This is a genomic window from Streptococcus sp. Marseille-Q4154 (assembly GCF_916700545.1).
Lineage (GTDB): Bacteria > Bacillota > Bacilli > Lactobacillales > Streptococcaceae > Streptococcus > Streptococcus infantis_I.
The window spans coordinates 226,173-249,559 of record NZ_CAKAKN010000002.1 but is presented as its reverse complement, the minus strand read 5'-3'; the positions used below and the strand labels follow the sequence as shown (position 1 = coordinate 249,559).

24 protein-coding genes are annotated in these 23,387 nt (G+C 41.2%); 21 read left to right on the top strand and 3 right to left on the bottom strand.

Annotation, left to right across the window (positions count from 1 at the left end; genetic code table 11):
• A complete protein-coding gene (locus LG369_RS06400) occupies nt 1-195 on the bottom strand; it encodes a helix-turn-helix transcriptional regulator (protein ID WP_001082470.1) in 195 nt (64 codons plus the stop codon).
• 132 nt (nt 196-327) lie between these two features.
• Complete coding sequence (locus tag LG369_RS06395; RefSeq protein WP_225750650.1) at nt 328-1,137, bottom strand: amino acid ABC transporter substrate-binding protein; 810 nt, start codon at nt 1,135-1,137, stop codon at nt 328-330.
• Nucleotides 1,138-1,368: 231 nt separating this feature from the next.
• On the opposite strand from LG369_RS06395, the gene LG369_RS06390 reads away from it, so the two are divergent.
• The 5 genes from LG369_RS06390 to brnQ all read left to right on the top strand — a co-directional run bounded on the left by LG369_RS06390 (nt 1,369) and on the right by brnQ (nt 5,794).
• The gene (locus LG369_RS06390; RefSeq protein ID WP_225750649.1) at nt 1,369-1,974 is read left to right on the top strand and encodes a nitroreductase family protein; all 606 of its coding nucleotides are present in this window, start codon (nt 1,369-1,371) and stop codon (nt 1,972-1,974) included.
• A gap of 9 nt (nt 1,975-1,983) precedes the next feature.
• Nucleotides 1,984-3,384, top strand: a complete 1,401-nt coding sequence (gene pepV / locus LG369_RS06385; protein ID WP_225750648.1) for a dipeptidase PepV — start codon at nt 1,984-1,986, stop codon at nt 3,382-3,384.
• A gap of 50 nt (nt 3,385-3,434) precedes the next feature.
• Nucleotides 3,435-4,025 (top strand): uracil-DNA glycosylase family protein, encoded by a 591-nt coding sequence (locus LG369_RS06380; protein ID WP_225750647.1) that lies wholly within the window; start codon nt 3,435-3,437, stop codon nt 4,023-4,025.
• Nucleotides 4,022-4,303, top strand: coding sequence for a rhodanese-like domain-containing protein (locus LG369_RS06375; RefSeq protein ID WP_006152169.1), 282 nt, complete (start codon nt 4,022-4,024; stop codon nt 4,301-4,303). The genes LG369_RS06380 and LG369_RS06375 overlap by 4 nt, the downstream gene beginning before the upstream one ends.
• Nucleotides 4,304-4,468: 165 nt before the next feature.
• Entirely contained in the window at nt 4,469-5,794 is a 1,326-nt protein-coding gene (gene brnQ, locus LG369_RS06370; RefSeq protein ID WP_225750646.1) for a branched-chain amino acid transport system II carrier protein, read from the top strand.
• 38 nt (nt 5,795-5,832) lie between these two features.
• Here brnQ and LG369_RS06365 read toward each other — a convergent pair whose 3' ends face one another.
• Nucleotides 5,833-6,360: a DUF1307 domain-containing protein gene (locus tag LG369_RS06365; RefSeq protein ID WP_225750645.1), complete on the bottom strand. Its 528-nt coding sequence runs from the start codon at nt 6,358-6,360 to the stop codon at nt 5,833-5,835.
• A gap of 132 nt (nt 6,361-6,492) precedes the next feature.
• Here LG369_RS06365 and LG369_RS06360 point away from each other — a divergent pair, with 132 nt between their 5' ends.
• The 16 genes from LG369_RS06360 to LG369_RS06285 all read left to right on the top strand — a co-directional run bounded on the left by LG369_RS06360 (nt 6,493) and on the right by LG369_RS06285 (nt 23,332).
• Nucleotides 6,493-7,530 carry a M42 family metallopeptidase gene (locus tag LG369_RS06360; protein ID WP_225750644.1) on the top strand — a complete coding sequence of 346 codons (1,038 nt, stop codon included), beginning with the start codon at nt 6,493-6,495 and terminating at the stop codon, nt 7,528-7,530.
• A gap of 1 nt (nt 7,531) precedes the next feature.
• Nucleotides 7,532-7,993, top strand: a complete 462-nt coding sequence (locus LG369_RS06355) for an HIT family protein (RefSeq protein ID WP_225750643.1) — start codon at nt 7,532-7,534, stop codon at nt 7,991-7,993.
• An 11-nt stretch (nt 7,994-8,004) separates the two neighbouring features.
• Entirely contained in the window at nt 8,005-8,721 is a 717-nt protein-coding gene (gene ldcB / locus LG369_RS06350) for an LD-carboxypeptidase LdcB/DacB (RefSeq protein WP_225750642.1), read from the top strand.
• 277 nt (nt 8,722-8,998) lie between these two features.
• On the top strand, nt 8,999-10,045 hold the full coding sequence (gene pheS / locus LG369_RS06345; RefSeq protein ID WP_225750641.1) for a phenylalanine--tRNA ligase subunit alpha: 1,047 nt from the start codon (nt 8,999-9,001) through the stop codon (nt 10,043-10,045).
• Nucleotides 10,045-10,554, top strand: a complete 510-nt coding sequence (locus tag LG369_RS06340) for a GNAT family N-acetyltransferase (protein WP_225750640.1) — start codon at nt 10,045-10,047, stop codon at nt 10,552-10,554. Before pheS ends, LG369_RS06340 begins: the two co-directional genes overlap by 1 nt.
• Before the next feature lie 76 nt (nt 10,555-10,630).
• Complete coding sequence (gene pheT / locus LG369_RS06335; protein WP_225750639.1) at nt 10,631-13,036, top strand: phenylalanine--tRNA ligase subunit beta; 2,406 nt, start codon at nt 10,631-10,633, stop codon at nt 13,034-13,036.
• 196 nt (nt 13,037-13,232) lie between these two features.
• Nucleotides 13,233-14,126, top strand: a complete 894-nt coding sequence (locus tag LG369_RS06330; RefSeq protein WP_036757078.1) for an ABC transporter ATP-binding protein — start codon at nt 13,233-13,235, stop codon at nt 14,124-14,126.
• The gene (locus tag LG369_RS06325) at nt 14,123-15,322 is read left to right on the top strand and encodes an ABC transporter permease (protein ID WP_225750638.1); all 1,200 of its coding nucleotides are present in this window, start codon (nt 14,123-14,125) and stop codon (nt 15,320-15,322) included. The genes LG369_RS06330 and LG369_RS06325 overlap by 4 nt, the downstream gene beginning before the upstream one ends.
• Nucleotides 15,323-15,426: 104 nt before the next feature.
• A complete protein-coding gene (locus tag LG369_RS06320; protein ID WP_225750637.1) occupies nt 15,427-15,555 on the top strand; it encodes a glutamyl-tRNA amidotransferase in 129 nt (42 codons plus the stop codon).
• A 221-nt stretch (nt 15,556-15,776) separates the two neighbouring features.
• Complete coding sequence (locus tag LG369_RS06315) at nt 15,777-16,352, top strand: TetR/AcrR family transcriptional regulator (protein WP_225750636.1); 576 nt, start codon at nt 15,777-15,779, stop codon at nt 16,350-16,352.
• On the top strand, nt 16,349-17,029 hold the full coding sequence (locus LG369_RS06310; protein WP_225750635.1) for an ABC transporter ATP-binding protein: 681 nt from the start codon (nt 16,349-16,351) through the stop codon (nt 17,027-17,029). Before LG369_RS06315 ends, LG369_RS06310 begins: the two co-directional genes overlap by 4 nt.
• A gap of 3 nt (nt 17,030-17,032) precedes the next feature.
• Nucleotides 17,033-18,178 carry an FtsX-like permease family protein gene (locus LG369_RS06305; RefSeq protein ID WP_225750634.1) on the top strand — a complete coding sequence of 382 codons (1,146 nt, stop codon included), beginning with the start codon at nt 17,033-17,035 and terminating at the stop codon, nt 18,176-18,178.
• Between the two features lie 412 nt (nt 18,179-18,590).
• The gene (rpoE, locus tag LG369_RS06300) at nt 18,591-19,166 is read left to right on the top strand and encodes a DNA-directed RNA polymerase subunit delta (RefSeq protein ID WP_004252124.1); all 576 of its coding nucleotides are present in this window, start codon (nt 18,591-18,593) and stop codon (nt 19,164-19,166) included.
• 267 nt (nt 19,167-19,433) lie between these two features.
• Nucleotides 19,434-21,041 carry a CTP synthase gene (locus LG369_RS06295; protein WP_004252126.1) on the top strand — a complete coding sequence of 536 codons (1,608 nt, stop codon included), beginning with the start codon at nt 19,434-19,436 and terminating at the stop codon, nt 21,039-21,041.
• Nucleotides 21,042-21,137: 96 nt separating this feature from the next.
• On the top strand, nt 21,138-22,091 hold the full coding sequence (locus tag LG369_RS06290; RefSeq protein WP_225750633.1) for a class I SAM-dependent methyltransferase: 954 nt from the start codon (nt 21,138-21,140) through the stop codon (nt 22,089-22,091).
• A 50-nt stretch (nt 22,092-22,141) separates the two neighbouring features.
• A complete protein-coding gene (locus LG369_RS06285) occupies nt 22,142-23,332 on the top strand; it encodes an acetate kinase (RefSeq protein ID WP_006155691.1) in 1,191 nt (396 codons plus the stop codon).
• Nucleotides 23,333-23,387: the final 55 nt, after the last annotated feature.

Below are 23,387 nucleotides of genomic sequence, written 5' to 3'. Positions count from 1 at the left end.
TTAAAAATCATCTTCCCAAAAGAGACTGTTGAGGTCTGTTTGGAGGCTACGAGCGAGATTGAGACAGAGTTCTAGAGTAGGATTGTACTTGTCATTTTCAATCATGTTGATGGTTTGCCTAGAGACACCGATATCCTTTGCAAGTTCGAGCTGGGATATGCCCAATTCCTTGCGAAATTCTTTCACACGATTCATGCTTCCTCCTTTTTTGGTTGTGTCGCATATATTTGACTATAGTATATCTTTAAAAAAAGAAAATGTCAACTATTTTTGACATTTTCGATAATTTTCTTGTTAGAATAAAAAAGATTGGCAGAGCCAATCTTTTTATTTTAAGTCTGATGCATCTGGTAGGTAAGAACCACCGAGATAAGTCTTGCTGAGTTTTTCAAGGGTTCCGTCTTGGTAGAGTTCTTTGAGTACCTTGTCAAATTGTTCTTTAAATTCTTTTTGGTCGCTTGAGAAGATAATGTAGTTGTTTGGATTGTCATTGCTTTCCAATTCGACTACGTTCAAGTCTAAACCTCGGTCTTGGATAATCTTTTGAACAGAGATTTTATCAAAGATTAGGAAATCAAATTCACCGTTGGCGAGGTCAGTCAGGCGTTTAGCGACATCTTCACCAGAGTATTGGATGTTAGCAGGATTGTCGGAGTGGCTTTGATTCCAGTCCGTAACAACCTTGGCAGTAGAAGTTCCAGTGTCATCCTGTGTAGTTTTACCAGCGATGTCTTGAAGAGAGGTAAGAGCCTTGTCTTTTCTGCTCACGAGAACCAAAGGATTTTTTGCGATAGGTAGGGAGTAGAGATATTTGTCGGCTCTCTCTTTGGTGTAGCTCAAGTTGTTGGCAGCAGCTTGGTAACGGCCAGCATCAACTCCAGGGAAGATACTCTCCCAAGCTGTTTTTTGAAATTCAATCTTGTATTGATCTAGTTTTTCATCGACCGCTTTTAAAACTTCAACATCATATCCAGTTAAATTACCATCTTTTTCAAAATCAAAAGGTGGAATGTCTCCAGCAGTGGCTACGACAATGGTTTTAGGGCTAGTAGTAGAAGTTGAAGCACTATCCTGTTTAGATTGTCCACAGGCCACCAACAAGGGACTAATGGCTAATAATAAGAATAATTTTTTCATGTGTGTCTCCTTTACTTAATGGTATCTAGCTTACCAGACAATCAATCAAATAGCCAATATATATTTTTTATGGAAGTGATAGAAAAATATTATAATTTTCAGTTTGAGTTTGTAATCTAAAATTTAAATCAGATAAGAAAAAGATAATTTAGGTCACAAATGAAAAATCTCTGCAAGCTCTTTCAGAATGTGGTAAAATGGAAGCAGTAGAAATAGAAAAGGAAATCAATTATGAAATTTCTTGAGTTAAATAAAAAACGTCATGAGACTAAGCATTTTATTGATAAACCAGTTGATCCCAAGGATGTGCGTACGGCTATTGAAATCGCAACCTTGGCACCGAGTGCTCACAACAGTCAGCCTTGGAAGTTTGTTGTGGTTCGAGAGAGAAATGCTGAACTAGCAAAATTGGCTTACGGTTCAAACTTTGAGCAGGTAGCATCTGCCCCTGTAACCATTGCCTTGTTTACAGATACTGACCTAGCTAAACGAGCTCGCAAGATTGCCCGTGTTGGTGGAGCAAAGAACTTCTCAGAAGAACAACTTCAGTACTTTATGAAAAATCTTCCAGCAGAGTTTGCGCGTTACAATGAACAACAAATCAGTGACTACCTAGCCCTTAATGCAGGTTTAGTTGCTATGAACTTAGTTCTTGCATTGACTGACCAGGGAATCGGTTCAAACATTATCCTTGGCTTTGACAAATCAAAAACTAATGAAGTTTTGGAAATTGAAGAACGCTTCCGTCCAGAACTTTTGATCACAGTAGGATACACAGACGAGAAGTTGGAACCAAGCTACCGCTTGCCAGTAGATGAAATTATCGAAAAAAGATAGGAAGTAAAAATGACAGTTATTGATTTTACAGCAGAAGTAGAAAAACGTAAAGAAGCCCTCTTGGCTGACTTGTTTAGCCTTTTGGAAATCAACTCAGAACGCGATGACAGTAAGGCAGATGCGGAGCACCCATTTGGACCTGGTCCGGTAAAAGCTTTGGAGAAATTCCTTGAAATCGCAGACCGTGATGGTTACCCAACAAAAAATGTCGATAACTATGCAGGACATTTTGAGTTTGGTGAAGGGGAAGAAGTTCTCGGAATCTTTGCCCACATGGACGTAGTGCCAGCAGGTAGCGGATGGGACACTGATCCTTACACTCCAACTATCAAAGATGGTCGTCTCTATGCGCGTGGTGCTTCAGATGACAAGGGTCCAACAACAGCATGTTACTATGGTTTGAAAATCATCAAAGAATTGGGACTTCCGACTTCTAAAAAAGTTCGCTTTATCGTCGGAACTGATGAAGAATCAGGTTGGGCAGATATGGACTACTACTTTGAGCATGTAGGACTTGCGAAGCCAGACTTTGGCTTCTCTCCAGATGCTGAATTCCCTATCATCAATGGTGAAAAAGGAAATATCACAGAATACCTCCACTTTGCTGGTGAAAACAAGGGTGCAGCTCGTCTTCACAGTTTCACAGGTGGTTTGCGTGAAAACATGGTGCCAGAATCAGCAACTGCAGTTGTTTCAGGTGACTTGGCTGACTTGCAAGCGAAACTAGACGCATTTGTTGCAGAGCACAAACTCAGAGGAGAAATCCAAGAAGAGAACGGTCAGTACAAGGTGACTGTAATTGGTAAATCTGCTCACGGTGCTATGCCTGCTTCAGGTGTCAATGGTGCAACTTATCTAGCCCTCTTCCTCAGCCAGTTTGCTTTTGAAGGACCTGCAAAAGACTTCCTTGACATTGCTGGTAAGATTCTTTTAAATGACCATGAAGGCAAAAACTTGAAAGTGGCTTATGTGGATGAAAAGATGGGTGCTCTTTCTATGAATGCTGGTGTCTTCCGCTTTGATGAAACAAGTGCAGACAATACCATTGCCCTTAACTTCCGTTATCCAAAAGGAACAAGTCCAGAGCAAATCAAGTCAGTTCTTGAAAGCTTGCCAGTTGCTTCAGTTAGCCTTTCTGAACATGGACACACACCTCACTATGTACCAATGGAAGATCCACTTGTCCAAACCTTGTTAAATGTTTATGAAAAACAAACTGGGCTTAAAGGGCATGAACAAGTTATCGGTGGTGGAACCTTCGGACGTCTCTTAGAGCGTGGTGTAGCCTACGGTGCTATGTTCCCAGATTCTATCGATACTATGCACCAAGCCAACGAATTTATCGCCTTGGACGATCTTTTCCGTGCAGCAGCCATCTACGCTGAAGCTATCTATGAATTGATCAAATAATGATATAGAAGTCTGAGATTTAATGCTTAGACTTCTTTTTGGAGGAGAAAATGTCTCAAATTGAAAGAATCAAGCAAGCTATTATAGAGGATCCACAGAATGCCAGCTATACTGAGCAAGGCATCCAACCTCTTTTTGCAGCACCAAAGACTGCTCGAATCAATATCATTGGGCAGGCACCTGGTCTCAAAACTCAAGAAGCAGGACTTTACTGGAAGGATAAAAGTGGCGACCGCTTGCGAGAGTGGTTGGGGGTGGACGAAGATACTTTTTACAATTCAGGTTACTTTGCTGTCATGCCCATGGATTTCTATTTTCCGGGACATGGGAAATCTAGTGACTTACCGCCCAGACCTGGTTTTGCAGAAAAGTGGCATCCAAAACTCTTGAAGGAATTGCCAGATATTCAATTAACACTCTTGATTGGCCAGTATGCGCAGGCTTACTATCTGCATGAAAAGGTCAGTGGCAAGGTAACGGACCGTGTGCATCGCTTTAAGGATTATTTGCCAGATTATTACCCTTTGGTGCACCCGTCACCTCGGAACCAAATCTGGATGAAAAAGAATCCTTGGTTTGAAGCAGATGTTTTGCCTGACTTGAAAGAAAGAATTCAAAAAATTCTCGGAGAAGAAAAATGAAAGAAATTACTTTTAATGATTTTTACCAACTATACCAGAAAGAGTCGCTTTCTGTATTAGATGTGAGAGAAGTAGAGGAATTTGAGACTCTTCATTTAGAAGGCGCTCGTAATTTACCTCTCAGCCAATTAGCTGATACTTATAAACAACTAGATAAGGATAATCTTTACTACGTGATTTGTAAATCAGGAATGCGTTCAGCACGCGCTTGTCAATTTTTAGCAGAACAAGGATATGAGGTTATCAATGTCCAAGGTGGCATGGATGCCTTAGAATAAGAAAAAACTCCCTTTAAGACCGAAAATAAGAAAGGTTTTAAAGGGAGTTTATTTGCTCTAAAAATCAGAAAATTGAAAACATTTTAAAATTATTCCGAGATAGCCTTTTCAAGCCTTTAATCATGTTATACTAAGAAAGTATTTTATTTTATATAAGGAGAGTTTATGGCTAAAAAAGGTGCTTTAACAGGATTACTCCTGTTTGGAATATTTTTTGGTGCGGGTAATTTGATTTTCCCCCCTACTCTAGGTGCTCAATCTGGGGAACACTTTCTCCCTGCCATTGCAGGATTTGTACTTTCAGGTGTCGGACTTGCCGTCTTGACCTTGATCATCGGGACCTTAAATCCTAAGGGATATATCTATGAGATTTCTACAAAGATTTCCCCTTGGTTTGCAACGATTTATCTAGCAGTTTTATACTTGTCGATTGGTCCATTCTTTGCCATTCCACGTACTGCAACAACTTCTTATGCAGTAGGGATTAGTCCCCTCTTGGCAGATGCTGACAAAGGTCTAGGCTTGATTGTCTTTACCCTTATCTACTTTGTTGCAGCATTCTTAATCGCGCTTAATCCTTCAAAGATTTTGGATCGTATCGGTCGTGTTTTGACACCAGTTTTTGCCCTCTTAATTATCATCTTGGTAATCCTTGGAGCCCTCAAATATGGTGGAAATGCTCCACAAGCAGCTACAGCAGCTTATCAAGCTTCAGCATTTGGAGCAGGATTCCTTGAAGGATATAATACTCTAGATGCTCTCGCATCTGTTGCCTTTAGTGTAATCGCGGTTGAAACCTTGAAACAACTTGGATTTTCTAGTAAAAAAGAGTACATCTCAACCATTTGGGTAGTCGGAATTGTCGTAGCGCTTGGCTTTAGTGCTCTATACATTGGCCTAGGTTTCCTTGGAAATCACTTCCCAATGACAGAAGAAGCGATGAAGGGTGGAACTCCAGGGGTTTATATCTTGTCACAAGCGACTCAAGAAATCTTTGGTTCAACAGCTCAATTATTCCTAGCAGCTATGGTAACTGTTACTTGCTTTACAACTACTGTAGGTTTGATTGTTTCAACTGCTGAATTCTTTAACGGACGTTTCCCACAACTCAGCTATAAGGTTTATGCGACTGTCTTTACCTTGATTGGTTTTGCAATTGCCAACCTTGGTCTTGATGCAATCATCAAATACTCTATCCCCGTCCTAGTTATCTTGTATCCAATTACCATTGTGATTGTTATGATTGTGATTGTGAACAAGTTTGTACCACTTTCAAAACCAGGCATGCAATTGACGATGGGTCTTGTTACAGCTATTGCCGTAGCTAGTGTCTTGGGAAGTTCATTTGAGGTGACCTTCCTTGTCAACATTGTGAATGCTCTACCATTTGCTAAGGCTTCATTGCCATGGTTAGTACCAGCGATTATTGGGATTTTACTTTCCCTTGTTCTTCCAAATAAGCAAAAGAGTGAAGCTTTTGAGATGGAATAAAAAAAACTTGGCGTTGGCCAAGTTTTTTTCTATTACTCTTAGTTAGTTTTTTCCTTATAACCAAGGTCTGTTAACATTTTCTTAGAGGCTTTAAAGCTAACGTTTTTCCCTACACCTGAGTATTCTTCTGGTAAAGCTTTTCTAAGTTCGTCAATGCTTGCAACTGAAAGGTCAATCTCAAGATCTTGTACGACTTTACCATCTTTAATCTCGACAGATAAAGTTACCCCCTTGAGGCCCTTATATCCTTTGTAGGTTTCTTCGACAAAATTTTTTAAATCATCTGCAGTATTGTTTAGGACTTCGGGGTCAGCGACATTGTGAGCAGTTTGTTTCACAACGTTATCACCGTCAACTGTATAGGTCAATGTTGACTGGACACCAGGCTGAGAATCGTTTACAAAAGTTACAGTTTTTAACTCTGATTTCTTTTCAGTTGTTTCAGCCTCAGTGGTTTTTACCTCAGTTGATGAAGAGTTAGAAGTTGTTGATGACTGTTTTGAACATCCCAACAAGAATGCCAGCGGTAGAGCTAAGAGAAGCGTCATTTTGAAAAATTTATTCATATTTTTTCCTTTCTTCTTAAGAACTGCTTTTATTATACCATAAAATACTTTTATATTCAAATTATCCTAGTTTTCTATTTTCACACATACTAAGATGTAAAAAATGATATAATGGTAGCAAGAGGTGAAGAAATGAATCAAACTGTAGAATATATCAAAGAACTAACTGCTATCGCATCGCCAACAGGTTTTACACGTGAAATTACGAATTATCTAGTTGAGACTCTTGAAAAACTAGGTTATCAACCAATCCGTACTGCCAAAGGTGGAGTGAATGTTACCATTAAAGGTAAAAATGACGAACAACAACGCTATGTGACTGCCCATGTAGATACTTTGGGAGCTATCGTTCGTGCTGTTAAAGCAGACGGTCGTCTCAAAATGGATCGTATCGGTGGTTATCCTTGGAACATGATTGAAGGCGAAAACTGTACAGTTCATGTGGCTAGTACAGGTAAGACTATTTCAGGTACCATTTTGATCCACCAGACTTCTTGTCATGTATATAAGGACGCTGGTACTGCTGAACGCACGCAGGACAATATGGAAGTACGTTTGGATGAAAAAGTGACCAATGAAAAAGAAACACGCGCACTTGGTATTGAGGTTGGTGACTTTATCAGCTTTGACCCACGAACTGTCGTAACTGAGACAGGCTTTATCAAATCGCGTCATTTGGATGATAAGGTCAGTGCAGCTATCCTTCTAAATCTCCTTAAAGTCTATAAGGAAGAAGGGATTGAACTTCCTGTCACTACGCATTTTGCCTTCTCAGTCTTTGAAGAAGTGGGGCATGGTGCTAACTCAAGTATCCCAAGTCAAGTTGTTGAATATCTAGCAGTAGATATGGGAGCAATGGGAGATGACCAGCAGACGGATGAGTACACAGTGTCAATCTGTGTCAAAGATGCTTCTGGACCTTACCACTATGAATTCCGTCAACATCTGGTTGCCCTAGCAAAAGACCAAGACATTCCATTTAAACTCGATATCTATCCATTTTACGGTTCGGATGCTTCTGCAGCTATGTCAGCTGGAGCAGAAGTCAAACACGCTCTTCTCGGAGCGGGTATCGAGTCTAGTCACTCTTACGAGCGAACTCATATTGATTCTGTTCTTGCTACCGAGCGTATGGTGGACGCTTATCTCAAGAGTGAGTTGGAGGACTGATATGTGTTTGATTTGTGATCGAATTGAATTGATTAAGGCAGGGGAAAATCCCTACTTTGTAAAAGAACTGGAAACAGGCTATGTTGTCATCGGAGACCACCAGTATTTTGAAGGCTATACTTTATTCCTGGCAAAAGAACATGTGACAGAATTACATCATCTGCATCCAACTGTCAAATTCCGCTTTTTAGAGGAAATGAGCTTAGTTCAGGAAGCTGTCTCTAAGGCCTTTTTTGCTGAAAAGATGAATGTAGAGTTGTTGGGAAATGGAGATGCCCATGTCCACTGGCATATTTTTCCGAGACGAGAGGGTGATATGAAGGGACATGGTCTTAATGGTCGTGGTCCAGTTTGGTGGGTCCCATGGGAAGAAATGGTTGCTGAGGAATATCACGTTAAAGATCGGAGACTGGAAAACTTGATTGCGACATTATCAGAAACTTTAAACCAGATAGTAAAATGAAAGGATTAAAGATGAAGAAAAGATATCTTGTATTATCAGGATTATTAGCCTTGACATTAGCGGCTTGCTCACAAGAAAAGCCAGCAACTTTAGAAACTCAGACTTCAACGGAAGAAAAAACTGTCCAAGAAGGAACTGCGGGAAGTAAGTCTCAGGCAGCTAGTCAAAAGAAAGCAGAAGTAGTAGACAAAGGAGATCACTACAGCATTCAAGGCAAGTACGATGAGATTGTTGTCGCTAATAAGCATTATCCTATGTCAAAAGACTATAATCCAGGGGAAAATCCTACCGCTAAAGCAGAACTGTTGAAACTCATTGCAGCTATGCAACAAGCAGGATTCCCGATTAGCGACAACTATAGTGGTTTTAGAAGTTATGAAACTCAAACTCAGCTTTATCAAAACTATGTAGATAAAGATGGCAAGGCTGAGGCTGACCGTTATTCTGCAAGACCTGGTTACAGTGAACACCAAACTGGCCTTGCCTTTGACCTAATTGGAACAAATGGAGATTTAGTGACTGAAGAAAAGGCTGCCCAATGGCTATTGGACCATGCTGCAGACTATGGCTTTGTCGTTCGTTACCTCAAAGGTAAGGAAAAAGAAACAGGCTATATGGCTGAGGAATGGCATCTTCGCTACGTCGGGAAAGAAGCCAAGGACATCGCTGCAAGTGGCCTCAGTTTGGAAGAGTATTACGGCTTTGAAGGTGGAGACTATGTTGATTAGTCGCAAAACACCTTGCAAGAATGCTTGAAATTTGATAAAATGAATAATAATTAAATAGGAATCTGCAAGACTAGTATCTCAGGGGAAGTATATCAGGGAGGAGAGCCGTGACTGAAAGCTCTCTATATGAAAGCTGGGTGAATTCACTTGCCTATGGATTCAGAAATAAAGGTCTGGCTTGTCAGATAAAAACGGATGGTACCGCGTGTCAACGCTCCGAGTGGAGTTTTTGACATGTGGTTTTCTTTTTATCTTACGAGTGACTGATGGAGGAATTATGTCAACTATTGAAGAACAATTAAAAGCGCTTCGTGAAGAAACGCTAGCTAGCTTGAAGCAGATTTCTGCTGAAAATGAAAAAGAGCTGCAAGAATTGCGCGTCTCTGTCCTTGGTAAAAAAGGTTCCCTTACTGAAATCCTGAAAGGGATGAAAGATGTTTCTGCAAAAATGCGTCCTGTTATCGGGAAACACGTCAATGAAGCTCGTGATGTTTTGACAGCTGCATTTGAAGAATCAGCTAAGCTCTTGGAAGAAAAGAAAGTGGAAGCTCAACTAGCAAGTGAGAGCATTGATGTTACACTTCCAGGTCGTCCAGTTGCGACTGGTCACCGTCACGTCCTCACACAAACTAGTGAAGAAATAGAAGATATCTTCATCGGGATGGGTTACCAAGTAGTGGATGGTTTTGAAGTGGAGCAAGACTACTATAACTTTGAACGTATGAACCTTCCAAAGGATCACCCAGCTCGTGATATGCAGGACACTTTCTATATCACAGAAGAAATCTTGCTTCGTACTCACACGTCTCCAGTTCAGGCGCGTGCTATGGATGCCCATGATTTTTCAAAAGGTCCTTTGAAGATGATCTCACCAGGACGTGTATTCCGTCGTGATACGGATGATGCAACCCACAGTCACCAGTTCCACCAAATCGAAGGTTTGGTTGTTGGTAAAAACATCTCTATGGCGGACCTTCAAGGAACCCTTCAGTTGATTGTACAAAAAATGTTTGGTGAAGAGCGTCAAATTCGTTTACGCCCATCTTATTTCCCATTCACTGAGCCATCTGTTGAGGTGGATGTTTCATGCTTCAAGTGTGGAGGAGCCGGCTGTAACGTATGTAAGAAAACAGGTTGGATCGAGATTATGGGTGCCGGGATGGTTCACCCACGTGTCCTTGAGATGAGTGGTATTGATGCAACTGTTTACTCTGGCTTTGCCTTTGGTCTTGGTCAAGAGCGTGTCGCTATGCTTCGTTACGGAATCAACGATATCCGTGGATTCTACCAAGGCGATGTCCGCTTCTCAGAACAGTTTAAATAATGATTAGAAAAGTAGAAATAGCAGATGTTGAGGTGTTAGCAAAAATTGCCAAACAAACCTTTCGTGAAACATTTGCTCATGATAATACGGAAGAGCAGTTACAGGAATACTTTGAAGAGGCTTATAATCTGAGAGTTTTGTCAACTGAGTTGGAAGATCCTGACTCCGAAACCTATTTCATTATGCATGAAGAGGAGATAGCTGGTTTTCTCAAAGTCAACTGGGGTAATGCTCAAACCGAGAGAGAATTAGAGAACGCTTTTGAAATTCAACGCCTCTACGTACTACAAACATATCAAGGATTTGGACTTGGTAAGCAACTATTTGAATTCGCTCTGGAACATGCCGAAAAAAATGGTTTTTCCTGGGCTTGGCTAGGTGTTTGGGAGCATAATACAAAAGCTCAAGCATTTTATAATCGATATGGTTTTGAAAAATTTAGTCAACATCGTTTTATGGTTGGGCAAAAGGTAGATACGGATTGGTTACTGAAAAAGAAATTAAGGTAAGAAGATGATTCTTCTAATGAAATGATAGGAAAGGAAAAAAACTAGAGTGGCAACTGTCATTCTGGAGAATTAAATTATGCTTGTATCTTATAAATGGTTAAAAGAATTGGTGGACATTGATGTTCCATCACAAGAGTTGGCTGAAAAAATGTCAACTACAGGGATCGAAGTAGAAGGCGTGGAATCACCTGCTGCTGGTCTCTCAAAAATTGTCGTCGGTGAAGTCTTGTCTTGTGAAGATGTGCCAGAAACTCACCTTCATGTTTGTCAGGTTAACGTTGGCGAAGAAGAAGCCCGTCAAATCGTCTGTGGTGCACCGAATGTGCGTGCTGGTATCAAGGTTATGGTGGCTCTTCCAGGAGCTCGCATCGCTGACAACTACAAAATCAAAAAAGGGAAAATCCGTGGTTTGGAATCTCTCGGAATGATCTGCTCACTTGGTGAATTAGGAATTTCTGACTCTGTTGTACCGAAAGAATTTGCAGATGGCATCCAAATCTTGCCAGATGATGCAGTTCCAGGTGAGGAAGTCTTCTCTTACCTAGACTTGGATGATGAAATCATCGAACTTTCCATCACTCCAAACCGTGCAGACGCTCTTTCTATGCGTGGGGTAGCTCACGAAGTAGCAGCTATCTATGACAAGTCAGTCAATTTTAAAGAATTTACTTTAACAGAAACAGACCAAGTTGCAGCGGATGCTCTTTCTGTCAGCATTGAGACAGACAAGGCGCCTTACTATGCAGCCCGTATCTTGGACAATGTGACGATTGCACCAAGTCCACAATGGTTGCAAAACCTCCTCATGAACGAAGGTATTCGTCCTATTAACAATGTCGTCGACGTGACCAACTATATCCTGCTTTACTTTGGTCAGCCTATGCATGCCTTTGACTTAGATACCTTTGAAGGAAACGACATCCGTGTGCGTGAAGCACGTGCTGGTGAGAAATTAGTGACCTTGGATGGGGAAGAGCGTGAGTTGGAAACAACTGACTTAGTCATTACTGTTGCTGATAAACCTGTTGCCCTTGCAGGTGTCATGGGCGGACAAGCTACAGAAATCTCTGAAAAGTCTACTCGTGTAGTTCTTGAAGCTGCTGTCTTCAATGGCAAATCTATCCGTAAGACAAGTGGTTGCCTCAATCTTCGCTCAGAATCATCTTCTCGCTTTGAAAAGGGAATCAACGTGGCAACCGTTAATGAAGCCCTTGATGCGGCAGCAAGTATGATTGCGGAATTGGCTGGTGCGACCGTGCGGAAGGGTATCGTTTCAGCAGGCCACTTGGATACATCTGATGTGGAAGTTTCTTCAACTCTTGCAGACGTTAACCGTGTCCTTGGTACTGAGCTTTCCTACGCGGATGTAGAGGATGTTTTCCGTCGTCTAGGATTTGGCCTTTCTGGAAATGCAGAATCCTTCACAGTTAGCGTTCCACGTCGCCGTTGGGATATCACTATCGAAGCAGACCTCTTTGAAGAAATCGCTCGTATCTATGGATATGACCGTTTGCCAACCAGTCTTCCAAAAGACGATGGTACAGCAGGTGAATTAACAGCGACACAAAAATTGCGCCGTCAAGTTCGTACCATTGCAGAAGGGGCAGGCTTAACTGAAATCATCACCTATGCACTGACAACTCCTGAAAAAGCGGTTGAGTTTACCATTCAACCAACTCATTTGACAGAGCTCATGTGGCCAATGACTGTGGATCGTTCGGTCCTCCGTCAAAATATGGTTTCAGGTATTTTAGATACAGTTGCCTACAACGTAGCGCGTAAGAATAAAAACTTGGCTCTTTATGAGATTGGAAAAGTCTTTGAACAAACAGGTAACCCAAAAGAAGACTTGCCAAATGAAATCAACAGTTTCGCCTTTGCTTTGACTGGTTTAGTCGCTGAAAAAGACTTCCAAACAGCAGCTGTTCCTGTTGACTTCTTCTATGCTAAGGGAATCCTTGAAGCACTCTTTACTCGTTTGGGTTTTGTAGCGACCTATACAGCAACGCAAGAGATTAAGAGTCTTCACCCAGGACGTACAGCCTTGATCTCACTCGGCGACCAAGTTCTTGGTTTCCTTGGGCAAGTGCATCCAGTCACTGCTAAGGCTTATGATATCCCTGAAACTTATGTAGCCGAGCTTAACCTTTCGGCTATTGAGGCAGCCCTTCAACCAGCAGAAGCCTTTGTGGAAATTACTAAATTCCCAGCAGTCAGCCGTGATATCGCCCTTCTCCTCAAAGCAGAAGTGACTCACCAAGATGTGGTAGACGCCATCAAAGCTGCTGGCGTGAAACGTTTGACAGATATCAAACTTTTCGATGTCTTCTCAGGTGAAAAACTAGGACTTGGTATGAAGTCCATGGCCTACAGCTTGACCTTCCAAAATCCAGGAGATAGCTTGACCGACGAAGAAGTCGCACGCTACATGGAAAAAATCCAAGCATCACTTGAAGAAAAAGTGAATGCAGAAGTGCGTTAACAGTCTAAAATCCATCCTGAGGGATGGATTTTTTTGTCTTTGTAAATGCCAAATATTAGAAAGAAAAATGAAGTTGAATCTTATTCGTCTTGATATAAAAAATGCCTAGTAAATTCTACTAATAAAAATGTACATAAATCCTTGTAATGACTAAAAAAAGGAGTATAATGAGGGTAAGATTAGTAGGAGGTGGATTATGTTAGAAGTCCGCAATCTTGAAAAAAGTTTTGGTCCCAAACAAGTCTTGTTTGGCGTTGACTTTCAAGCTCAGCCTGGAAGAATTTTAGGTCTGGTTGGGAAAAATGGAGCTGGGAAAACAACCATTTTTCACAGTATTTTGAAATTTTTGGATTATCAAGGAGAAATTCAGTTTGATGGCCAGGAAATTCGTCAGGAAACCTATGCTCGGATTGGCTATCTACCCGAGGAACGTAGTCTCATGCCTAAGTTGACAGTTCTAGAGCAGGTTCGTTACCTAGCCATGTTAAAAGGCATGGATGCCAAAGAAGTCAAAGAAAAACTCCCTCAATGGATGGAGAAACTGGAAGTCAAGGGAAAATTGACAGACAAGATTAAGAGTCTCTCAAAAGGGAATCAACAAAAGATTCAGTTGATTATTACTTTAATGCACGAACCAGATCTGATTATCCTAGATGAACCTTTTAGTGGTCTGGATCCAGTCAATACCGAATTGCTCAAGCAGGTAATCCTCAAAGAAAAAGAACGTGGTGCAACCATTATCTTTTCAGACCACGTCATGACCAATGTCGAAGAGCTATGTGATGATATCCTTATGATTCGTGATGGGCGTGTCGTCTTGCATGGACCAGTCCAAGATGTTCGTAATCAATACGGCAAAACGCGACTCTTTGTTGCAAGTGAAAAGAGTCAGGAAGACTTGGAAAAACTCCCACATGTCATTCATGCTAGCTTGACCAAGCAGGGAATTTGGAAGCTCATCCTAGATGACGAAAATGCTGGACAGGAGCTCTTTGCTATCTTGACTCAAGGACACTATATCGCGACCTTTGACCAGCAAGCTCCGACAATTGATGAAATCTTTAAACTAGAATCAGGGGTGGAAGTATGAGAAATATGTTGGTTGTAATCAAAGAAACTTATCTACGTCATGTCAAATCCTGGAGTTTCTTCTTTATGGTAATCTCGCCCTTTCTCTTTATCGGCTTATCTGGAGGAATTGGCTATCTTCAAGGTTCCTCTCTGGCTCAGAATAATAAGGTGGCTGTAGTTAGTTCGGTGCCTGCTGTAACAGAGAGTCTTAAATCGACCAATGGCATTAATGTTGACTATAAGGATGAAGCAAGCGCCCAAGAAGCCATCAAGGATGAAAAAATAAAAGGTTATTTGACCATTGATCAAGAAGGTAGTATTCTCAAGGCAGTCTATCACGGTGAAACTTCACTAGAGAGTGGCATTAAGTTAGCTGTGACAACTAAGTTGAATGAGCTTCAATACCAACTCAATCGTTCGGAGGCACATTTATCTCAGGAACAGGAACAGCACTTGGCACAAACGATTCAATTCTCAGAGCAGATTGATGAATCTAAGGAAAGTAAAAAGATGGTCCAAACCTTTGCGGCAGCAGGACTAGGCTTCTTCCTCTATATGATCTTGATTACTTATGCCAGTGTCACTGCTCAAGAGGTAGCCAGTGAAAAAGGGACAAAAATTATGGAAGTGGTCTTCTCAAGTATTCGTGCTAGTCACTACTTTTACGCACGTATGATTGCCTTACTTCTTGTCATTTTGACTCATATTGGTATTTATGTTGTAGGCGGACTTGGAGCTATCTTATTCTTTAAGGATATGCCTTTCTTGGCTAATTCAGGTATTCTAAGTCATTTGGGAGAAGCTTTTTCTCTGAACACCTTGTTGTTTGTCTTGGTTAGTCTTTTCATGTACGTTGTCTTGGCTGCCTTCTTAGGTTCTATGGTTTCTCGACCTGAAGACTCTGGTAAGGCCTTGTCTCCTTTGATGCTCTTAATTATGGTAGGTTTTATAGGGGTAACCGCCTTAGGGGCTTCTGGGGATAATTTGGTTTTGAAAATTGGATCTTATATCCCATTCATCTCAACCTTCTTTATGCCTTTCAGAGCTATTAATGGTTATGCAAATAGTATCGAGGCTTGGATTTCTCTTGCGATAACAGTTGTATTTGCTGTGACTGCAACAGCCTTTATCGGACGTATGTATGCCAGCCTAGTCCTCCAAACAGATGATTTAGGTATCTGGAAAACCTTTAAACGAGCTTTAAGCTATCACTAAAAGAGACACCTTCAGTGAATACTGGAGGTGTTTTTGTTTTACGAATTCATTGCTGTCTGGTCTTCTTTACTTTATAATGAAAAAAGAATGAAAATGAGAAGGACATGAACTATATGGATGTTGCTGAAAATGAGCATTTGTTAATCATTGTCCTTAGGATGATGCTGATCAGCCAGATGAGTGAAGATGAGGTGGAGGCGGCCTTGTCGATTGGCATCAACACCTTAATCTAACGGATATCTATGGCTATGGCTATTGTGAGCTTCTGCTGGGTAAAGTTTTCAAGCGCCGTTCGAATCTTCGGGACTAGATTTAGTATACCAGACGTCACTTGTATCAGTGGGCTGGTTTTTTTGTTCTATGCTTTACAGATTTTTCTTGACAAGTTTTCTTTGTTATGGTAATCTTTTAGGTAACAAACGTTGCGCAACAAACGTTGCGTGAAAGGAGTCTTATGCCACCTAAGGTTAAATTTAGTAAAGAGGCTATGATTGGGACAGCTTTACAATTGGTGAGAGAAGAGGGAATAGCTAGTTTGACGGCTCGAGCATTAGCAGAGAAATTGAGAGCCACACCAAGAGTCATTTTTGGGCAATTTGCAAATATGGCTGAGTTACAAGCAGAGGTTATTGTTGCTGCGGAGATGGTGGTGGTGGAGTATATACGAAAGGCTTTAGAAGATGAGAAGCCTTTTCGATCTGTCGGAGTTGCTTATATCCTGTTTGCCTCAAAAGAGCCCCAACTTTTTCAATTGCTTTTCCAAAATCCTAGCAAAGATCCGATTCGTCGCTTTCAAGATTTTCTTTCCATGAAGGATCATAGTTACCAATTGGTTCTGGATTCGATTGTCGCAGACTATCCGTTGACGCTAGAGGAAGCTAGTCGCTTGTACCAGCATCTATTCATCTACTCACACGGTATGGCCTCTATGGTTGCTTCTGGTATTTATCAGTTCAGCATGGAAGAAGTGATTGGTTTATTGACAGAAGTTTGTCAATCTCTCATCAAAGAAATGGTAGGAAAGAAATGATTCAACTAGAAAATGTTCACAAAGGCTACGGCCAAAGCAAGGTCTTAAAAGGGATTGATCTACAGATTCAAGACCAGGATGATGTGGTTATACTAGGTCCTTCTGGATCAGGAAAGTCAACCCTCTTAAACGTGTTATCCGGATTAGAAAAGGTAGATGAGGGGCATATTCTCATTCAAGGACAGGATTTATCGCAGCTCACGGATGCTCAATTGACGGCCTTTAGACGTGAGAAGATTGCCTTTATTTTCCAGCAGTATTATTTATTGCCGAATCTTACGGTCAGACAAAATGTAAAGATGGGAGCTGACCTGGCAAACAATCATGATTTTTTGCAAATTATCGAAGATTTGGGTCTTGGCGATAAGCTAGACAAGTATCCAAGTGAATTGTCTGGTGGGGAACAGCAGAGAGTCTCCATTGCACGTGCCCTGGCCAAAAAGCCAGAGATTCTTTTCTTAGATGAGCCGACGGGGGCCCTGGATGAAGAAAGAGGGCGCAAGATTCTCGACTATATCTGGAAGTTAAAGGAAAAGCTTGGTTTTACCCTCATCATGGTGACGCACAACCAAAATATTGCGGATATGGCCAGAACCGTCATTCGCGTCAATAGTGGCAAGATTACTCAAGTTGTGACCAATGATCAGCCACAGACAGCTTATGAGATTGGATGGTAAGCCATGTTTTCAGTAAAAGATATTCGAAAATTAGTTGTCGTCAGTATCATTGGGGCTTGTGCAGTCTTTGTGGCCAATCTCTTCTTGAATTTTTATCTGGATATCGAGCAGTTGGAGATTTCTAAAACCAATCCGATGATTCAGACCTACTATGATGCCCAGGTTTCGCTATCTTGGATGGTAGCCATGGTCAGTGGGGTTGTCTTGTCCTTGACGTCGATCCTTCTCATGTGTTTTTATATCAAACAATTTGTCGATGACCACAAGGAACAATTAGGAATTTTAAAGGCTTTGGGGTATAGCAAGGGCCAGTTGGCGAAACGATTTTGGGCTTTTGGGCTCAGTTTTGGAGTTGGAGCGCTTCTTGGCTATTTCGCTTCTTTTCTTATGATGGGGCATTTTTATGACTTTCGCAATGAGAAGGGGATTTTGCCAGACATTACCATTCATTTTCACTGGCAGCTCCTGGTCGCTTTAGTGATACTGCCAACGACTTTCTTTATGGTTCTTGCGATTGGCTATGCTAGAAGACAACTACAAACGCCGGCCCTTCGCCTATTGAAAAAATACCCAACACCGATTAAGGTCAAAAGAAAAAAAAGTGCTCCTAAGAAAGAAAAATCCTTCCTAAAAGAGCTGTCTTTGTCGCTGATTTGGGGGAGAAAATCGATCCTGTTTTTTGTGGTCTTTGGCTCCATGTGTTTCGCGGCCATGGTTCAATTGTCTTTTGGGCTAAGGGACTACACAGATGACATCATCCAAACCATGATGATTATGATTGGTTTGATCCTTTCTTTCTCGATCCTCTTTTTGTCATTGGGGATTGTCGTTTCAGAAAGTCGTGAAACCTTGGCCTTGATGAAGGCTTTTGGCTACACCGATCGTGAATGCCAAAGTCATATTCTCTCTCCCTATCGTTTCTGGGCCTATCTAGGATTTGTTCTTGGGACGGCTTATCAATATGGCATCATGGAAATCTTGATTGGTGTGATCAAAGACACCGTTCCTGAAAAGATTGAGCATAACTTTGACTGGAATGTGTGCTTTTGGACTTTGATCGTTTTTGCTGTGGTTTATGAAAGTCTCTTTTATCTATCCAACAGAAAACTCCAAAAACAAACCATCAAAGAAGTGCTCTTAGCTGAATAAATAGAAAAGGTTGGCTTACCCAGCCTTTTTCTTTTGAAACGCATTGACAAGGGAGGCTTTTCCGCTATTCTAGGGGAATGAAAGAAAAGGAAAGGGATTGAGATGAAACGGAGTTACTAGCAGAACCTGAAAGGGGCCTTTTACTTAATCTGGCGCAATAAATGGTCCTTTATCTCTGTAGGGATCCTCTGGCAGTTTGTGGTTGGCATTGGGCTGTGGTCTTGTGTCATAAATAAATCAATAGACCTGTGAGTGTATCTCCCAGGTCTTTCGTTTAACTGAAATATTTCACATTATTTCTTCTAAACCTTTGACTAATAAAGAAAATTATCGTACAATAAAGAGTACGTGATAAAATGAGACCAGAGTTTATATACTCTGGCGTTAGTAGTAAAAAAAGAGGAGAAACGCTTTGGAATTAGAAGTATTTGCTGGGCAAGAAAAAAGTGAACTATCTATGATTGAGGTGGCTCGTGCCATCTTGGAACAACGTGGTCGCGATCACGAGATGCATTTTAGCGATTTGGTCAATGAAATCCAAAACTATCTTGGTACCTCTAATAGCGATATTCGCGAAGCACTACCTTTGTTCTATACAGAGTTGAATTTTGATGGTAGCTTCATCTCTCTTGGAGATAACAAATGGGGCCTTCGTTCATGGTATGGAGTAGATGAAATTGACGAAGAAATCATTGCTCTTGAAGAAAGTGACGATGAAGAAGTAGCACCTAAGGCTAAGAAAAAACGTGTTAATGCCTTTATGGATGGAGATGCTGATGCCATTGATTACGGTGCAGATGATCCAGAGGATGAGGACGCCTACGAAGAAGATCCAGCTCTTTCTTATGATGATGAAAATCCAGACGATGAGAAGAACGAAGTAGAAGCCTACGACGCCGAAATCAACGAAATCGCACCAGATGATCTTGGGGAAGATGTTGATCTTGTTGAAGAAGATGACGAGGATTCTGAGGAAGAAGAAGAATAATACCAAACAACAAGGAAATCTCCTTGTTGTTTTCTTTTCTGCAGTAGAACTATAAATCTAGTAAAGAATGACATTTGACAAATGTACCAAATTGAGGTAAGATATTGTTCGGGCACCTCTTTTAGAGGTCGGAGCTCCCTAGTTATTAGGGAGCTATTTTTGTTTTTCCGGGAACTTTTATCTTGGATTGTAGTATTTGATGAAGATCTTGTTTCCGATCTCCCCTTCTAGGAAACAGGGTTTTGAGCATTTTAGAAAGAGGAATCTATGTCTACGAAATATATTTTTGTAACTGGTGGTGTGGTGTCGTCTATTGGAAAAGGGATCGTTGCGGCGAGCCTAGGACGGCTCTTGAAAAATCGTGGTTTGAAGGTAACCATTCAAAAGTTTGACCCTTATATCAATATCGATCCGGGAACCATGAGTCCTTATCAGCACGGGGAAGTCTTTGTGACAGATGATGGGGCTGAGACAGATTTGGACTTGGGTCACTACGAACGTTTCATCGATATCAATCTCAACAAATATTCCAACGTGACAACTGGTAAAATCTACAGTGAAGTTCTTCGCAAGGAACGTCGTGGAGAGTATTTGGGAGCAACTGTCCAAGTCATTCCTCATATTACAGATGCCTTGAAAGAAAAAATCAAGCGTGCCGCTCTAACGACGGACTCTGATGTTATTATTACAGAGGTTGGTGGAACAGTTGGCGATATTGAGTCCCTTCCATTCTTAGAGGCGCTTCGTCAGATGAAGTCTGATGTGGGTGCAGAAAATGTCATGTATATCCATACAACCTTGCTTCCTTACCTCAAGGCGGCTGGAGAAATGAAGACCAAGCCGACTCAACACTCTGTCAAAGAATTGCGAGGTTTGGGAATCCAGCCAAATATGTTAGTCATTCGTACAGAAAAACCAGCAGGACAAGGGATTAAAAACAAACTAGCCCAGTTCTGTGATGTGGCACCAGAAGCAGTTATCGAGTCCTTAGACGTAGATCATCTTTACCAAATTCCGCTTAATCTGCAAGCTCAAGGCATGGATCAAATCGTCTGTGACCATTTGAAGATTGATGCACCGGCAGCAGATATGACAGAGTGGTCAGCTATGGTTGATAAGGTTATGAATCTAAAAAAACAAGTCAAAATTGCTCTTGTTGGTAAGTATGTCGAGTTGCAAGATGCCTACATTTCTGTCGTAGAGGCCTTGAAACACTCTGGTTATGCCAATGATACAGAAGTCAAGATTGATTGGGTCAATGCTAACGATGTGACAGCTGATAATGTAGCGGAACTATTAGATGACGCTGATGGAATTATCGTTCCAGGTGGTTTTGGTCAACGTGGGACAGAAGGTAAGATTCAAGCGATTCGCTATGCTCGAGAAAATGATGTACCAATGTTGGGAGTCTGCTTGGGAATGCAATTGACTTGTATCGAGTTTGCCCGTCATGTTTTGGGACTTGAAGGGGCTAATTCAGCAGAGCTTGATCCTGATACAAAATATCCGATCATCGATATCATGCGTGATCAGATTGATGTTGAGGACATGGGGGGAACCCTTCGTTTGGGACTTTATCCTTCTAAGTTGAAACGTGGTTCTAAGGCAGCAGCAGCTTATCATAACAAAGAAGTGGTCCAACGTCGCCACCGCCACCGTTATGAGTTTAACAATGCCTTCCGTGAACAGTTTGAAGGTGCAGGATTTGTCTTCTCGGGTGTTTCACCAGACAATCGCTTGGTCGAAATTGTGGAAATCCCAGAAAACAAATTCTTTGTGGCTTGTCAGTACCATCCAGAACTTTCAAGTCGTCCAAATCGTCCTGAAGAACTTTACACTGCTTTTGTAACAGCAGCTGTTGAAAATAGTAAATAGTAGAATAAACCTTTGAGAGTCATCTCAGAGGTTTTTATTTGTTTTCAGTATTATGAAAATCTGGAAAATCGGCTCTGAATTTGGTAAGATAAGATTATGGATTTTGAAAAAATTGAACAAGCATATACCTATTTACTAGAAAATGTCCAAATCATTCAAAACGATTTGGCGACAAGCTTTTATGATGCCTTGATTGAACAAAATGGGATCTATCTCGATGGTCAAACCGCTCTGGAGCAAGTCAAAAAAAATAACCAGGCCTTAAAACGTTTGGCACTTCGAAAAGAGGAGTGGTTACGGACCTATCAATTTTTGTTAATGAAGGCAGCTCAAACAGAACCTCTTCAAGCCAATCACCAGTTCACACCAGATGCGGTTGGTCACTTGATGATTTTTATCATTGAACAACTTTTCCCTGCTGAAAATGTGAGCTTATTGGAATTGGGATCTGGGATGGGAATTCTGGGTACTAGCTTCTTGACATCTATAAACAAAAAAGTAGACTACCTGGGAATAGAACTTGATGACCTCTTGATTGACTTGGCGGCAAGCATGGCGGAAGTAATGGATCTTCAAATGGGCTTTGTCCAAGGAGATGCAGTACGTCCACAAGTATTAAAAGAAAGTGACATCATTGTGAGTGACCTGCCTGTCGGTTACTATCCAGATGATCAGATAGCCTCACGTTATCAAGTAGCGGCTAAGAATGAACATACTTATGCTCATCATTTGTTAATGGAACAATCGCTCAAGTATCTCAGAACAGGAGGCTATGCGATTTTTCTAGCTCCAACAGATCTCCTGACAAGTCCTCAGAGTGAACTTTTGAAATCATGGCTGACTGAACAGGCCCAACTAGTGGCTATTGTGGCCTTACCAGAGGATCTCTTCGCTCAAGGAGCTCAGTCTAAGAGCATTTTTGTCCTACAAAAGAAGACAGGAGAAGGAGTTGAACCATTTGTTTATCCACTTACCAGTCTTCGTGACCCTGAAATTTTGATGGAATTTAAGGAAAATTTTCAAAATTGGTGTCAAGGGCATGAAATCTAGTGCAAATTTTGGTATAATAGTTGAAAACGCTTAAAAAGGGGAATAAATTTATGACAAAAACCATTGCAATTAACGCTGGAAGCTCTAGCTTGAAATGGCAACTATATCAAATGCCAGAAGAAAAGGTGCTTGCAAAAGGTTTAATTGAGCGAATCGGATTGAAGGATTCTGTTTCAACAGTTAAGTTTGATGGTCGTTCTGAAGAACAAGTTCTTGATATTGAAAACCATACCTTGGCTGTTAAGATTTTACTTGATGACTTGATTCGTTTTAATATTATTAAAACTTATGATGAAATTACTGGTGTCGGACACCGTGTTGTTGCAGGTGGAGAGTACTTCAAAGAGTCTACAGTTGTTGAAGGTGATGTCTTAGAAAAAATTGAAGAACTAGGACTTCTTGCTCCATTGCACAACCCTGCCAATGCAGCTGGGATTCGTGCCTTCAAAGAATTGTTGCCAGATATTACAAGTGTAGCAGTCTTTGATACATCATTCCACACAACAATGCCAGAAAAAGCATACCGTTATCCATTACCAACTAAGTACTATACAGAAAATAAGGTTCGTAAATATGGAGCACACGGTACAAGTCACCAATATGTTGCTCAAGAAGCAGCAAAACTTTTGGGACGTCCATTAGAAGAGTTGAAGTTGATCACTTGCCATATTGGTAACGGTGCTTCTATCACAGCTGTTAAAGGTGGTCAATCAATCGATACATCAATGGGATTCACTCCACTTGGTGGTGTTATGATGGGAACTCGTACAGGGGATATTGATCCAGCCATCATTCCTTATTTAATGCAATATACAGAGGACTTTAACAAGCCTGAGGACATCAGTCGTATTCTTAATCGTGAGTCAGGATTGCTGGGTGTTTCAGGGAAGTCTAGTGATATGCGTGATGTGATTGCTGCAATGGAAGCAGGGGATCATGATGCTGCTTTGGCATTTGAAATGTATGTTGACCGTATCCAAAAACACATTGGACAATACTTGGCAGTCCTAAACGGGGCAGATGCTATTATCTTTACTGCTGGTGTTGGTGAAAATGCAACTCTTGTGCGTGAGAAAGTTATTTCAGGTATCTCTTGGTTTGGCTGTGATCTAGACCCAGAGAAAAATGTCTTTGGAGTAACTGGAGACATTTCTACAGATGCTGCGACACTTCGTGTACTTGTCATCCCAACTGATGAAGAACTTGTGATTGCGCGTGATGTTGAGCGTTTGAAAAAATAAATGATAAGAAAAACGACCTTTTCGAAAGAGAGGTCGATTTTTTATTTTTTAAAAA

What these genes read in the sequence shown, in the direction of transcription:
- LG369_RS06400 (WP_001082470.1), bottom strand. Translation starts at nt 195, where the DNA reads ATGAATCGTGTGAAAGAATTTCGCAAGGAATTGGGCATATCCCAGCTC.
- LG369_RS06395 (WP_225750650.1), bottom strand. Translation starts at nt 1,137, where the DNA reads ATGAAAAAATTATTCTTATTATTAGCCATTAGTCCCTTGTTGGTGGCC.
- LG369_RS06390 (WP_225750649.1), top strand. Translation starts at nt 1,369, where the DNA reads ATGAAATTTCTTGAGTTAAATAAAAAACGTCATGAGACTAAGCATTTT.
- pepV (WP_225750648.1), top strand. Translation starts at nt 1,984, where the DNA reads ATGACAGTTATTGATTTTACAGCAGAAGTAGAAAAACGTAAAGAAGCC.
- LG369_RS06380 (WP_225750647.1), top strand. Translation starts at nt 3,435, where the DNA reads ATGTCTCAAATTGAAAGAATCAAGCAAGCTATTATAGAGGATCCACAG.
- LG369_RS06375 (WP_006152169.1), top strand. Translation starts at nt 4,022, where the DNA reads ATGAAAGAAATTACTTTTAATGATTTTTACCAACTATACCAGAAAGAG.
- brnQ (WP_225750646.1), top strand. Translation starts at nt 4,469, where the DNA reads ATGGCTAAAAAAGGTGCTTTAACAGGATTACTCCTGTTTGGAATATTT.
- LG369_RS06365 (WP_225750645.1), bottom strand. Translation starts at nt 6,360, where the DNA reads ATGAATAAATTTTTCAAAATGACGCTTCTCTTAGCTCTACCGCTGGCA.
- LG369_RS06360 (WP_225750644.1), top strand. Translation starts at nt 6,493, where the DNA reads ATGAATCAAACTGTAGAATATATCAAAGAACTAACTGCTATCGCATCG.
- LG369_RS06355 (WP_225750643.1), top strand. Translation starts at nt 7,532, where the DNA reads ATGTGTTTGATTTGTGATCGAATTGAATTGATTAAGGCAGGGGAAAAT.
- ldcB (WP_225750642.1), top strand. Translation starts at nt 8,005, where the DNA reads ATGAAGAAAAGATATCTTGTATTATCAGGATTATTAGCCTTGACATTA.
- pheS (WP_225750641.1), top strand. Translation starts at nt 8,999, where the DNA reads ATGTCAACTATTGAAGAACAATTAAAAGCGCTTCGTGAAGAAACGCTA.
- LG369_RS06340 (WP_225750640.1), top strand. Translation starts at nt 10,045, where the DNA reads ATGATTAGAAAAGTAGAAATAGCAGATGTTGAGGTGTTAGCAAAAATT.
- pheT (WP_225750639.1), top strand. Translation starts at nt 10,631, where the DNA reads ATGCTTGTATCTTATAAATGGTTAAAAGAATTGGTGGACATTGATGTT.
- LG369_RS06330 (WP_036757078.1), top strand. Translation starts at nt 13,233, where the DNA reads ATGTTAGAAGTCCGCAATCTTGAAAAAAGTTTTGGTCCCAAACAAGTC.
- LG369_RS06325 (WP_225750638.1), top strand. Translation starts at nt 14,123, where the DNA reads ATGAGAAATATGTTGGTTGTAATCAAAGAAACTTATCTACGTCATGTC.
- LG369_RS06320 (WP_225750637.1), top strand. Translation starts at nt 15,427, where the DNA reads ATGAACTATATGGATGTTGCTGAAAATGAGCATTTGTTAATCATTGTC.
- LG369_RS06315 (WP_225750636.1), top strand. Translation starts at nt 15,777, where the DNA reads ATGCCACCTAAGGTTAAATTTAGTAAAGAGGCTATGATTGGGACAGCT.
- LG369_RS06310 (WP_225750635.1), top strand. Translation starts at nt 16,349, where the DNA reads ATGATTCAACTAGAAAATGTTCACAAAGGCTACGGCCAAAGCAAGGTC.
- LG369_RS06305 (WP_225750634.1), top strand. Translation starts at nt 17,033, where the DNA reads ATGTTTTCAGTAAAAGATATTCGAAAATTAGTTGTCGTCAGTATCATT.
- LG369_RS06295 (WP_004252126.1), top strand. Translation starts at nt 19,434, where the DNA reads ATGTCTACGAAATATATTTTTGTAACTGGTGGTGTGGTGTCGTCTATT.
- LG369_RS06290 (WP_225750633.1), top strand. Translation starts at nt 21,138, where the DNA reads ATGGATTTTGAAAAAATTGAACAAGCATATACCTATTTACTAGAAAAT.
- LG369_RS06285 (WP_006155691.1), top strand. Translation starts at nt 22,142, where the DNA reads ATGACAAAAACCATTGCAATTAACGCTGGAAGCTCTAGCTTGAAATGG.